The sequence below is a fragment of the uncultured Veillonella sp. genome (assembly GCF_905209685.1).
In the GTDB taxonomy this organism is placed as follows: domain Bacteria; phylum Bacillota; class Negativicutes; order Veillonellales; family Veillonellaceae; genus Veillonella.
Genome location: NZ_CAJLUB010000038.1, coordinates 1 through 13,259, shown reverse-complemented (window position 1 = coordinate 13,259; position 13,259 = coordinate 1). Strand labels below are relative to the sequence as shown.

Here is a 13,259-nt window from a genome sequence, read left to right as displayed (position 1 = left end):
ACTGTATGAGACCATTCCTTATTATGACGACGGAACCAACCTAAAATATTTACAGGAACCCAAGAGTATACAAAAATTGGATATAACAAATAGTAGAACCAAATTTTAGGTGGAACTTTAATTTTTAACAACACAATAAGTGGGAACAAATATTGACCAATACCAATAATTTGCCATACAGACATCGGCATAATTTGATATAAAATATTTGTATAAATCGGCACATATGCATTGATATATGAAAATACTAAATATATAGTTGTCAACAATAAGAAATAAGGCTGACTAACTTGTAAAATGCCATCTAGGATAACGATATTTCCTTGTTTAATACCTGCGGCAAATAATTTAGGAATATATCGATCCGCACAGTCAAATTGACCTTGTGCCCAACGTAAACGTTGTTTACAAGAAGCCATCATAGTCGTAACTTTTTCATCATACACAATGGCATCGTGAGCCCAAGTAGTTTTAAGACCATGTGTTAATAGCTTCATAGAGAATTCCATATCCTCAGTCAAGCTATTACAATCCCAGCCATATTCACGGATGATAGATGTACGTATACACATACCAGTACCACCTAGTGCTGTGGACAAGCCAATGCGGTATTTTGCTAAATGCCACATATGATTAACCATCCAAAACATGATGGAAAATGTACCCGCAACCCAAGAGTCTGTTGGGTTTTTAGAGTTCAAATAACCTTGAATTACAGACTCACCTTTTTCAAGATGATCATTCATTTCTAACATAAATTGAGGATGTACTAAATTATCGGCATCAAAGATAAGAAAGGCATCATATTTCCGATCCATTTTTTCCACACGATCAAACATCCACCCCATGGCATAGCCTTTGCCTACTTCTTCTTTATTGAATCGTTCATGTACATTGGCACCAGCAGCACTTGCTACCTCAGCAGTCTTATCTGTACAGTTATCGGCAACAACAAAGATATCGTACAACTCATCAGGGTAGTCCAAACTACGTAAGTTTTTTACCAACTCACCAACCACTGCTTCCTCATTATGAGCACATACAACGATAGCAAAGGAATTTTTAGGGGTATAGTTTTTATGTACTCGAGACCGCCACATACCAATTACGGCGAGCACAAAATAATAAACCGTATAAATTACGATTATTACCTGCATAGGGATCAATATCAGATCCAGTAGGTAATTCATACTATTATCCTCCACACACTTATTTACGCACCATATTTAACGCCCCATTAGTAAGGCCAAACACTACATAGCCAGCAAAAATCATCACGGCCCATGTATGCCAATCATAAACGAGACAAGCTATAACAAAAATAGCAGTGAGTACAATGGAAAGTTTATTAATATTAACCGCAGATTTACCTTTGAAGTCTGGATATTTTACTTCACTAACCATTAAGAAGCCTACACCTATCATACAAACTACTAGTACAAATTGAGGTACCTCTACGCCACACAATACGTAAGTAGCTGCCAAGCAACCTGCTGCTGGAATTGGCAAACCTTCAAAGTAACCATGAACTTCTTCAGTTTTGATGTTAAAGCGAGCAAGACGGAATGCGCCTAATACAGCAAATGCTAGTAAAGGAACATAAGCAATCCAACCTAAACCGTATAGCTCTTTCATATATAGCATATAAGCCGGTGCTACACCAAAGCCCACTACATCAGATAAAGAGTCTAATTCACGCCCCATAGGACCTGCTACACCTAATGCTCTCGCTACACGACCATCTAAACCATCAGCAACTAAGGATAATAGTACGCAAATAGCTGCATAGAAAGTATTACCTGTAGCAGAGAATGTGATGCCAAGGACACCGAAGGCTAAATTAGCACTAGTAAATAAATTTGGAATAATAGATTTATTCATGACGCAACCTCCCAATAACAGTGTCTCCACCTGTAATATGTTGACCTTTTTCCACGAACAACTCTACATCCTTATCCATGTAGATTTCAGTACAGGAACCGAATTTAATCATCCCGTACAATTGACCGCGTTCAAGCACACTATCAAGATCCGTCCAAGATACGATACGACGCGCTAAAAGGCCCGCAATTTGTGTTACTAATACGGAAGTGCGATCATTTTCAATACAAATAGTATGACGTTCATTTTCAAAGCCTACATCATCTTTAAAAGCAGGCAAGAAACTGCCCATTGTGTAATGACGGTATGTAATTTTACCGTCAATAGGCGCACGATTGGCATGTACGTCGAAAACAGATAAGAAAATAGTTACTTTTTTACATTCTTTATGTAAGTAAATATCTTCGTATACATCAGAAATATCCATAATTTTACCATCTGCTGGAGATAAAATTAAATCTGGATCTTGAGGGATTACACGTTTAGGATTTCTAAAAAAATTGACGAAAAATAATGCCAAAATAAATGAAATAATCGCAATTACATAATGTCCTAAAAATCCTAACACCACAGTGATAATGAGCATAGCCCCTATCAGTGGAAACCCTTCCTTAATTATTGGTCCTGTAGGCACGATTCAACACTCCTCTATTTATTTCTAATAACGGTCCACATAAACTTAGGAATAGCCAACATGCGGCCAATCCGTTGAGGTTCTAAATATAATCGATACAACCATTCAAGACGATTGCGTTGCATCCATTCTGGGGCCCGAGGAATATTACCTGCCAAAACGTCAAAGGAACCACCAATACCAATGGCAACAACGCCATCAAGGTGACTCAATTTTTCTGAAATCCATTGTTCTTGCTTTGGTACGCCTAAGGCAACAAACACTAATTTTGCCTTAGACTCCCCAATAGCTTTAACGATTTCTTGTTCCTCTGCGCTATCGAAGAATCCATCATGAATCCCTGCAATATTTAATGGTCCAACTTGGGCAGATAAATTATCAATTGCTCGTTGAGCAACACCAGGTGCTGCCCCTAAGCAGTATACAGGAATTTGCTGGTCAGCCGCAACTTTAAATAATCGTTTTGTTACGTCTACCCCCGTTACACGTTCAGGCACATGTTCGCCTTGACGCTCTGCAGCCCACAAAATGCCAGCCCCGTCGGGAACGACAAGACTAGCATTATTCAATATGGTATGCAATGTAGGATTTTCATTAGCCAACATAACCATTTCTGCATTAGCCGTGGCTACTAGATGTAGCCCCGGCTCTTCAGTTAATTGCAAAATACGTTGGACTGCCTCATCCATTGTTACACAATCGATAGGCACAGATAAAACAGAAATACGTTTATTCAATGTAATACTCCATTATCAACCACTATAATTTGGTGCTTCAACGGTAATGCTTACATCATGCGGATGACTTTCTTTTAAACCAGCCGCTGTAATTTGAATGAATTGAGTATTTTCAATCATTTCTTGGATGTTATGACATCCGCAATACCCCATACTTGCACGCAAACCACCAACCATTTGGAAAATTGTATCAGCCAACATACCTTTATAAGGTACGCGACCTTCAATACCTTCAGGAACTAATTTCTTAGCTTCTGTTTGGAAATATCGATCTTTACTACCAAGCTTCATAGCCCCTAAGCTACCCATGCCACGGTATACTTTATAGGAACGACCTTGGTAAATCACTGTTTCCCCTGGGCTTTCATCAGTACCAGCTAAAATATTACCCATCATAACTACATTGGCACCAGCCGCAATAGCTTTGGCAATATCGCCAGAATATTTAATGCCCCCATCAGCGATGATAGGAATTCCATAGCGACGACCTACTTGAGCAGACTCATATACTGCAGTGATTTGAGGTACCCCAATACCTGCGATAACACGGGTTGTACAAATAGAGCCAGGTCCAATACCAACCTTAACGGCATCTGCACCAGCTTCAATAAGAGCCTCTGTACCAGCTGCAGTCGCCACATTACCTGCAATAACAGGAATATGAGGATAGGCTTGTTTAATATCTTTCAATGTACGAAGTACACCTGCAGAGTGACCATGTGCTGTATCTACAATAATTACGTCAGCCTTTGCGGATACAAGTGCATCAAGACGATCATATAAATCTTTAGATACACCAACAGCAGCACCTACTAATAATCGACCACTGCTATCCTTGGCAGCATTTGGATATTTTGTCGCTTTTTCAATATCTTTTATAGTAATTAAGCCTTTTAAGTTTCCATCGCCATCTACGAGAGGTAATTTTTCAATACGATGTTCACTTAAAATTGCTTTTGCCTCTTCAAGAGAAGTACCTTCTGGTGCAGTAACAAGGGAATCCTTTGTCATGCAGTCTCCGATTTGGCGAGTTAAATCAGTTTCAAAACGCATATCGCGATTTGTAATGATCCCTACTAGTTTACCATGTACTGTGATAGGTACACCAGAAATTTTATATTTTCCCATAATTTCTGCTGCATCAGATAGTAAATTTTGAGGACTTAAGAAAATAGGATCAACGATAACACCATGTTCAGAGCGTTTTACCTTATCAACTTCATGAGCTTGTTCTTCAATAGACATATTTTTATGGATAACACCAAGGCCACCTTCACGAGCCATAGCAATAGCCATACGGGATTCAGTAACTGTATCCATCCCAGAACTAATCATAGGGATATTTAACGTAATGTCACGAGTTAATTGAGTTTTTAACTCTACTTGATGTGGTAGCACATCAGAAGCTGCTGGTACTAATAAAACATCATCAAAAGTTAGTCCACGCATACCGAATTTATCGTCTCTCATATTTAATTCCTTTCCGTATAATAAAACAAAACTACGACCCGCCTAGTCCACATTGGACTAGGCGGTCAGTCGTAGCTTAGCGTTCAGACCGCAAAATGCCGCCTTCCATATAATCATCTTTTTTCATATCTACGAAGATAACTTTTACTGCGTCAGCAGGTACATTAACGATATCAACCGCAGCTTTAGTGATAGCTTCACCTAATTGTTTTTTTTGTTCTTTTGTGCGCCCTTCAACGAGCTCTACATGAATAAGTGGCATATTGACCTCCATAGATGAAAATGAAATAAATTTGTTTGTTCTATTATACGGTATGAGGAACAGATACACAAGGGAAAAACCCAGATAAAATCTAATATTATCGCTACTTATGTACTTATTATTCCTACCTCTTAATTATACAATATTCTAAGAAATTTTTCACCAAATCTTTTTTCTAATTCTTCTTTCATTACAGATTCAAGTTTTTCCATTCCATGTTGGCTTGCAAAATCTAATACATCCTTGCGAGCCTGTACCAATATTTCAATATCTTTAATTATATTGGCAACTCGTAAATCAGGTAATCCCGATTGAGCTAAGCCGAATAATTGACCAGAACCACGCAATAATAAGTCTTGTTCGGCAAGTTCAAAACCATCCTGTGTCTGTTCCATCAATTTTAAACGCTCTTGGCTTACATCATTTTTTGAATCACTTACAAGAATACAATAGGATTGATGAGATCCACGGCCTACACGGCCACGCAACTGGTGCAATTGTGATAAACCAAATCGCTCTGCCCCTTCAATGCACATAATGGTCGCATTAGGCACATTGACACCAACTTCAATAACGGTAGTAGAAACGAGTAATGAAATCTCTCCCTTATGGAAGGCATTCATCACTTCATCCTTTTCACTTGGTTTCATGCGACCATGTACAAGGCCAACTTCATAGGCCTTGTAAAAGTACTCTTTTAATTCTAAATACAGTTCTTCTGCTGCCTGTAAGTCTAATTTTTCAGACTCTTCTACTAGAGGACATACTACGTAAACTTGACGTCCTTCTGCCATTTCTTTGCCGAAGAAGTTTCTCAATCGTTCTTTATATGAGCTATCTACAGCATACGTTTTAACAGACTTACGCCCTGGTGGCATTTCTTTAATTAAAGAAACCGCTAAATCGCCATACACAGATAATGTCATGGTTCGAGGGATTGGTGTAGCCGTCATAATCAGCACATGTGGGTATGTACCCTTTTGTTGTAATCGCGCCCGTTGTTCTACGCCAAAGCGATGTTGTTCGTCGATAATGACGAGACCTAAATTATGGAAGTTAACACCTTCCTGAATAAGCGCATGAGTGCCGATGATCATATTAATTGATCCGTCAGCTAAGCCTTCATAGATACGCTCTTTTTCTTTTTTTGTAGTAGAACCAGTTAATAACTCTATAGTAATACCTAAATTACGACATACCTCTGTTATGCCTTCATAATGTTGAGCCGCCAAAATCTCCGTAGGGGCCATTAATGCCCCTTGGTAACCATTTTCGATGGCCTTCAACAAACTCAATGTAGCCACAACAGTTTTACCAGAACCTACATCACCTTGCAATAATCGTTGCATAGGACGTTCATCTTCCATGTCGATGCGAATGTCTTCTAATGCACGCTGTTGATCACCTGTTAAGGAGAACGGCAAGTTTTCTATACACTGAGCCATTAAGTCCCCATTAGGTCCCATCTTAGGTCCTTTATGACACTGCTCTTTATTCCGCAACAAGGCCAATCCAGATTGCATGACAAATAACTCTTCATAGGCCAATTGATGACGCGCTTCTTCATATCGCTCTGAAGAATCCGGGAAATGCATCATTTTAAATGCATCATAGCGACTCATGTATTGATGTGATTCACGAACCTCAGTAGGCAAAATCTCTTGCAATTCATGATTAGCGGCAAACCAATTGCGTACTGATGAGCGCACCACAAATTGAGACACTCCATCAGCCAAGGCATAAATAGGAACAATGCCACGATCAGGCTCTCCACCATCTCCTAAACTTTCTATTTGGGGCGTATTCATTTGCATAGACCCATATTGAAATTCTGCTTTGCCATATGCATATAGACGCTGCCCTTTTTTATAAAAGTTCTTTTTATACCCTTGGTTAAATAATACAATCTTTAGTGGACCAGTACCATCTGCAATGACCACCTCTAATATAGACAATCTAGGTCGAGGGCGTTTTTCTTGTACAGCAATAACATTCCCCACAACGCCACCGGTCATACCAGACTTTAATTCACCAATTCTATAAATTGTACGGCGGTCTTCATAGCTCCGAGGGAAATATGTCAACAATGATGTTACATTCGTAATCCCTAGCTTATGCAATTGTTTCTCCCGACCAGGACCAATTCCTTTAATGGTCGTTAACCGTTCATCCATAGAAACTCCTTTAAATATACGATAAACACTGAGGATATATCCAATTTCTGTATATCCTTGTATAAAAGCCCATTCATATCATAGAATATGATATATAGTATACCTTATATTGTAGTATATTTCATAAAAAGAGCAATATGTATGATAAAAACACTTGCTTTAACTATGTCTTTATGATAATATACTTTTGTTATATTATAGATTAAGCTTGGAGGTGGAAACTATGGCAAACCTTTGCGAAGTATGTGGCAAATCCACATCTAGCGGTATGAACGTGAGTCACTCTCACATTCGCACAAGAAAAACTTGGAAACCGAACATTCAAAGAGTACGGGCGGTTGTAGACGGTGCTACTAAAAAAGTTAACGTATGCACTCGCTGCCTTCGTTCTAATAAAATTACACGCGCGTAAAATAAAAAGTACATGTACTCTTTGGGGTTCTAGAGCCCCAAAAAAAGCAGTTAGTTCATTTGAACTAACTGCTTTTTTTGTTATCTATATACCTATTACTAAAAGTCTTACAAGGTAATATTGGGAATATAGTACTGTTTAAACAACTTAATAGCATATTGATCAGTTAAGCCGGCCACATAATCCACTACATCACGAGTGGAGTAAAACTCACGGTTACTTTCACAGCCCTCCATATCATCAGGATGCTCCATAAAGTGAGTAAATAAGTTTTTCACCACATGAGATGCCTTATTTCGGTCAGGAATTAAAGCTGGCGCCAAATAGACATTTTTAAACATAAATTGACGGAATAGATTCATGGTCATCTCTATATCAGCGGACATAGAAATAACAGGCTTATCTAAAGATTCGCACACCATATCTTCAACCATGGCTGTAATCATGCTAGAAGGAGTCATACCAAAGTGTTCACGCACTTCAAAAGGTAATTCCTCGGCCGTCAACATACCGGCACGCTGTGCATCATCAAAATCGTGACATAAATAGGCAATGCGGTCGACGATACGAATAATTTGACCTTCTAAGGTAACTGGAATTGTAGCCCCTGTATGACCTACAATACCATCGCGCACAGCAGTCGTTAAATTAAGTCCTTGATGTTCACCATGTTTTTCCAACACTTCAACCATGCGCAAACTTTGTTCATTATGATTGAAATGACCTACCATATCACGTAACGCATATTCCCCAACATGACCAAATGGTGTATGTCCCACATCATGCCCCATGGCAATAGCTTCTACCAAATCCTCATTGAGTCGCAATGCACGAGCCACTGTACGACCAATCTGCCCCACTTCAAGGGTGTGAGTCATACGCGTACGATAATGGTCACCTGGCGCAATATAAACTTGTGTCTTGTGCTTTAACCGTCTAAAACATTTACTGTGAATTATGCGGTCCCGATCTCGTTGAAAGGCAGTTCTAAGTGGATCGGGAGCTTCCTCAATATCACGGACTGCATCACGGCTTTTTGAAGCATAAGGAGAAAGGAGTAACGCCTCCCGCTCCTCTATTTGTTCCCGTATATTCATTTACCCTCCGATGCGCGGTTACGGTCGATAAGTTGCATAACAAGAGATGCTGTTTCTTCGATAGATTTATTGGAAACATCTAACACTTGGCAATGCAAACGACGCATAATAGCCTTCGCGTATTCTAGTTCGGATTGAATACGCTCAATAGAAGCATAATTTGCTTCGTCCTCTAAACCGATAGCGCGTAAACGTTCACTACGAATATTATTTAACTTAAATGGGTCGATAATAAGGCCCACGATTTTCTTAGCTGGAATTTTAAATAATTCCTCTGGCAATGGTACCTCTGGCACCAATGGCAAGTTAGCAGCTTTAATTTTTTTGTATGCCAAGAACATAGACAATGGTGTCTTACTTGTTCTAGATACACCAATGATGACTACGTCAGCCTTTTCAAAGCCAGATGGATTTTTACCATCATCATATTTTACAGCAAACTCAATAGCTTCAACCTTTTTGAAATATTCTTGGTCTAGTTTATGAACCATACCAGCAGTCATGCGAGGCTTTGTAGATGCTACTGTGCCTACTGCATCGAGAACTGGACCCATAATATCTACAGCAGGAATGTTATATTCTGCTACTTTTTCATGAAGATATTTACGCAAAGATTCAGATACAATAGTATGACAAATAACATGGTTACCACGTTTTGCATCTGCTATGATTTCATCAATTTGGCTTTCACTATCAATATAAGGAATACGAACAATTTCAATTTGTTCCTTATCATATTGACTCGCCGTAGCTCTTGCTACAGCCTCTGCGGTCTCCCCAAGGGAGTCCGATATTGCATAAATAATTTTTTCTGCCATTCTATCAACCTCAATGTATGCTACATTCTAAAAATACTTTTGTTACCGTCGTTTTAGATACGCGGCCTACAACCTTTAGACGTTTCTTGTTTTCCACATCCTCGCGAACGACAACAGGTAAACAATCCACCTCATAATCTATCATCTTCTGAGCAGCCTCTACTAACGTATCTGTAGGCTCCACAGTTATAACCTTGCTTACAGGGGTCATAATCATAGATATAGGCATGGTGTGCGAATCTGTTTGCCCCATAGAGGCACGCAACAAGTCCTTACGGGATACGACACCTACTAAATAGGAATCATCACACACTAAAATGGTACCTACATCCTCAGTAAATATAGTAACAATCGTGTCATACAAACTTGTATCCCCATTGACTACGACTGCTTGGGATAATACATCACTTACCAGAAATGACTTTAATCGCTCCGCTGTTTGTGTTTCTTTTGAAAGCCCCACATAGTAGTAGCCCACATTAGGGCGTGCATCTAAGACACCTAGCATAGTTAAAACAGACAAATCTGAACGCAATGCAGATCGCGTAACCTCTAAATGTTCAGCAATAGCACTACCTGTAACAGGTCCTTCTTCACGAACGATTTGAGCAATTTGTTCTTGTCGTTTCGACAGTTTCACACGGTAACCCCCTTTCATCTCTGTTTGTATTATATCCTAAGTTACCATTCAGAAAAAGAGGAGACCTACAGGCCTCCTCTTTTACCATAACTATATTATTACCAATTTAGTTCGTCAGATTCTTGACGACCACGACCAGTCATAGCATCGAGCATAATTCTTTGTTCGATTTGAGCCACCATTTTCTTAGTGCTTACAACTGCATCTGGATTAACAGAAATGGAGTCGATACCGCTCTTCACAAGGAATTCGCAAAGTTCAGGGTATACACTTGGTGCTTGGCCACAGATGGATACAGTTTTACCATCTTTATGTGCCACTTCGATAAGATGACGAATCGCTCTACGAACAGCTAAATTACGTTCATCGTAAATATGTTGAACTGTTTCGTTATCGCGGTCACAACCGAGAACAAGCATTGTCAAATCGTTAGAACCAATGGAATAACCATCTACATATTTATTGAATTGATCAGCTAAGATAATATTTGCTGGAATTTCAGCCATGAGCCAGATTTTGAAATCTTTACCGCGTACAAGGCCTTCTTGAGCCATCAAATTAGTTACAAGTTCAGCTTCCTCTACAGTACGGCAGAATGGAATCATAACTTGTAAGTTTTTGAAGCCAAATTCGTTACGTACTTTTTTGATTGCTTCTAATTCTAATTTGAAAGCAGGTGTATATTTAGGATCGTAGTAACGAGAAGCACCACGCCAGCCAAGTAATGCGCTGGATTCATGTGGTTCGTATTTGTCGCCACCTTTAAGATCACGGTATTCGCTAGATTTAAAGTCGCTCAAACGAACCACAACTTGGCGAGGAGCTAAAGCTTGGCAAACTTTACGCATACCTTCTGCCAATGTATTTACAGCGAAATCACTGCGACCTGTTTCGATAAGGTATAATGGATGTTCATGGATGAAAGTAGTCCAAATGAACTCTTCACGCATAAGACCGATACCATCACATGGTAATACACCATGTTTTTCAGCCAAGTCAGGATCGCCTAAGTTCATGTAAATCTTAGTACCTGTTACAGGAACAGATTCAGCAACAACATTTGCAGTAGCTTGTGCTTCTGGCTTTTTAACGATATCTTCTAATACGCCATCATATACGATACCATTTGTAGCATCTACTGTAATCATTTGACCATCTTTAATGGATGTAGTTGCTTCATGGCTACGGCTCTTAGTACCTACGATACAAGGAATACCAAGCTCACGGCTAACGATTGACGCATGGCAAGTCATACCACCGGCATCAGTAACAATAGCTTTTGCTTTTTTCATTGCTGGCACCCAGTCAGGTGCTGTCATAGCTGTGACAAGAATTTCGCCTTCTTTGAACTCATCAATATCTTCAGGATTGATGATAACATGAGCTTTACCTGCTGCATTACCAGGGGATGCTGGTAAACCTTTTACGATAATATCGCGATTACCTGCATCTAATGTGCTAGGTTTTTCGGATACTTCTGTTTTTTCTTTACGGGACCAAACTGTTTCTGGACGAGCTTGTAAAATCCAAATTCTACCATCTCGTTCATCTACGCCCCATTCCATATCCATATAGCAACCATAATGTTTTTCGATTGCTTTTGCATATTCAGCAAGCTCTAACACTTGAGCATCTGTAATAACTTGTTGTTTAGCTTCATCTGCTGGAACAACTTCTTCAACACAGTCGCCGTCAGCTTTACGAACTAAACGGATATTTTTGTCATTAATCATGCGGTCTGTAATTTCCATTTTAGCTTTATCTACACGGAAATTATCTGGTGTAACGGTGCCTTGTACAACGTATTCACCAAGACCCCAAGAACCTTCGATAAGAATATTGTTATCATTGCCTGTTACAAGGTCAACAGTGAACATTACGCCAGCAGCTTTAGAGAATACCATCATTTGAACAGCTGCACTCAATGCTACTGTCATATGATCGAAACCTTGTTTTACACGGTAATATGTTGCACGGTCTGTGAAAGTAGATGCGTAGCATTCTTTTACTTTTTGAATAATAACATCAGCACCACGTACATTTAAATATGTATCTTGTTGGCCTGCGAAACTTGCATCTGGCAAGTCTTCTGCTGTTGCACTAGAACGAACTGCTACGAATGGATTTTCTTCGTTTACTTTTTTACCAAGTTCTTCATAAGCATGACGGATAGCATCTGCCAATTCTTTAGGCATTTCTTCTTCGCAAATCATGCGGCGAATTTTAGCACATACTTCACGCAATAATGCAGAATTTTCTACATCATCTAATGCATCAAGTTCAGCGCGGATTTTATCTTCCAAACCTGTTGCTTTCATAAACTCACGATAACCATGAGCAGTTGTAGCAAAACCGTAAGGTACAGGCACATTAGTGGAGGATGTCAATTCCCCTAAGGAAGAAGACTTACCACCAACTAAATTAACATCTTCACGTCGTAATTCATCAAACCAAAGTACGTATGCTGTTTCGCGATTCATGTGAGAACCTCCTAGATTAATTAGTGCAACACATTAAACCTTTTACACATAAATAGTATACCTTAATTTACAATCTGTCAATTTATATGAGGATTATTATGCAAATCTATCTCCCTATATATATCTAAAAAGTTCTTCAGTACTCGCCCAGTTAGCCCCCATATGGTGTATTGTTTATAAGGATAGAAATAAACGGAGTAGTTTTGCCTGATTTTCCAATCAATGTTGTAGCCCTCTAATAAATGGAACGGAAAGTCTTTTAACGGTTTCGTTCCAATGTCTAGATGACCTACCGTCGGTTCCATATCTAGTAGATACTTTAGTGGAACTGTAAATACCTCTCCTACTTCGTCTGGATTTGGTTTCAAATCGTTTGTATGTAGGCGCACGGCTACGGCATATAGTTTGACACCTATTGCAGAAACTAAGCAGTCTAAATTGCCCAGAAGTTCAATTTGATCTAAATCAATACCCAGTTCTTCAGAGCATTCACGTATGGCAGCATGGGCACCGCTTTTATCATTAGGTTCACAGTGGCCACCAGGAAAGCTAATTTCACCAGGCTGACGGCGGAGTTTGTTACTGCGCACAGTAAACACTACATGATCTTCCCCATCGATTTCTAATAATGGAACCGCTACTGCCGCAGTTATA

The 13,259-nt window shown here is 39.4% G+C and carries 13 protein-coding genes; 1 reads left to right on the top strand and 12 read right to left on the bottom strand.

The features are described 5' to 3' along the window. The 7 genes from QZ055_RS04460 to recG all read right to left on the bottom strand — a co-directional run. On the bottom strand, positions 1 to 1,190 hold a 1,190-nt coding region (locus tag QZ055_RS04460; RefSeq protein ID WP_295824928.1), incomplete at its 3' end, for a glycosyltransferase family 2 protein. A gap of 19 nt (positions 1,191 to 1,209) precedes the next feature. Beyond that, positions 1,210 to 1,881 (bottom strand): CDP-diacylglycerol--serine O-phosphatidyltransferase, encoded by a 672-nt coding sequence (pssA, locus tag QZ055_RS04455; protein WP_295824926.1) that lies wholly within the window; start codon positions 1,879 to 1,881, stop codon positions 1,210 to 1,212. Next, the gene (locus QZ055_RS04450; RefSeq protein ID WP_005386340.1) at positions 1,874 to 2,515 is read right to left on the bottom strand and encodes a phosphatidylserine decarboxylase family protein; all 642 of its coding nucleotides are present in this window, start codon (positions 2,513 to 2,515) and stop codon (positions 1,874 to 1,876) included. The genes pssA and QZ055_RS04450 overlap by 8 nt, the downstream gene beginning before the upstream one ends. Before the next feature lie 14 nt (positions 2,516 to 2,529). After that, positions 2,530 to 3,252, bottom strand: a complete 723-nt coding sequence (locus QZ055_RS04445; protein ID WP_295824925.1) for a WecB/TagA/CpsF family glycosyltransferase — start codon at positions 3,250 to 3,252, stop codon at positions 2,530 to 2,532. 15 nt (positions 3,253 to 3,267) lie between these two features. Next, positions 3,268 to 4,722 (bottom strand): IMP dehydrogenase, encoded by a 1,455-nt coding sequence (gene guaB / locus QZ055_RS04440; RefSeq protein WP_295824924.1) that lies wholly within the window; start codon positions 4,720 to 4,722, stop codon positions 3,268 to 3,270. A 76-nt stretch (positions 4,723 to 4,798) separates the two neighbouring features. Further along, positions 4,799 to 4,984, bottom strand: a complete 186-nt coding sequence (locus QZ055_RS04435) for a 4-oxalocrotonate tautomerase (protein ID WP_105089292.1) — start codon at positions 4,982 to 4,984, stop codon at positions 4,799 to 4,801. A 131-nt stretch (positions 4,985 to 5,115) separates the two neighbouring features. Further along, entirely contained in the window at positions 5,116 to 7,158 is a 2,043-nt protein-coding gene (gene recG, locus QZ055_RS04430; RefSeq protein WP_295824922.1) for an ATP-dependent DNA helicase RecG, read from the bottom strand. A gap of 223 nt (positions 7,159 to 7,381) precedes the next feature. On the opposite strand from recG, the gene rpmB reads away from it, so the two are divergent. Further along, positions 7,382 to 7,570 (top strand): 50S ribosomal protein L28, encoded by a 189-nt coding sequence (gene rpmB, locus QZ055_RS04425; protein ID WP_005386334.1) that lies wholly within the window; start codon positions 7,382 to 7,384, stop codon positions 7,568 to 7,570. A 107-nt stretch (positions 7,571 to 7,677) separates the two neighbouring features. Here the strand turns inward: rpmB and QZ055_RS04420 are convergent, their stop codons facing one another. From QZ055_RS04420 to QZ055_RS04400, 5 genes are all read right to left on the bottom strand, one after another. Next, positions 7,678 to 8,667 (bottom strand): deoxyguanosinetriphosphate triphosphohydrolase, encoded by a 990-nt coding sequence (locus QZ055_RS04420; protein WP_295824921.1) that lies wholly within the window; start codon positions 8,665 to 8,667, stop codon positions 7,678 to 7,680. After that, the gene (locus tag QZ055_RS04415; protein WP_105089295.1) at positions 8,664 to 9,485 is read right to left on the bottom strand and encodes a pyruvate, water dikinase regulatory protein; all 822 of its coding nucleotides are present in this window, start codon (positions 9,483 to 9,485) and stop codon (positions 8,664 to 8,666) included. The genes QZ055_RS04420 and QZ055_RS04415 overlap by 4 nt, the downstream gene beginning before the upstream one ends. A gap of 10 nt (positions 9,486 to 9,495) precedes the next feature. Beyond that, positions 9,496 to 10,125, bottom strand: a complete 630-nt coding sequence (locus tag QZ055_RS04410; RefSeq protein ID WP_295203132.1) for a helix-turn-helix transcriptional regulator — start codon at positions 10,123 to 10,125, stop codon at positions 9,496 to 9,498. 98 nt (positions 10,126 to 10,223) lie between these two features. After that, positions 10,224 to 12,605, bottom strand: coding sequence for a phosphoenolpyruvate synthase (gene ppsA / locus QZ055_RS04405; RefSeq protein WP_295824919.1), 2,382 nt, complete (start codon positions 12,603 to 12,605; stop codon positions 10,224 to 10,226). A 77-nt stretch (positions 12,606 to 12,682) separates the two neighbouring features. Next, positions 12,683 to 13,259: CoA pyrophosphatase (locus tag QZ055_RS04400; protein ID WP_295824917.1), on the bottom strand; the 577-nt coding region annotated here is incomplete at its 5' end.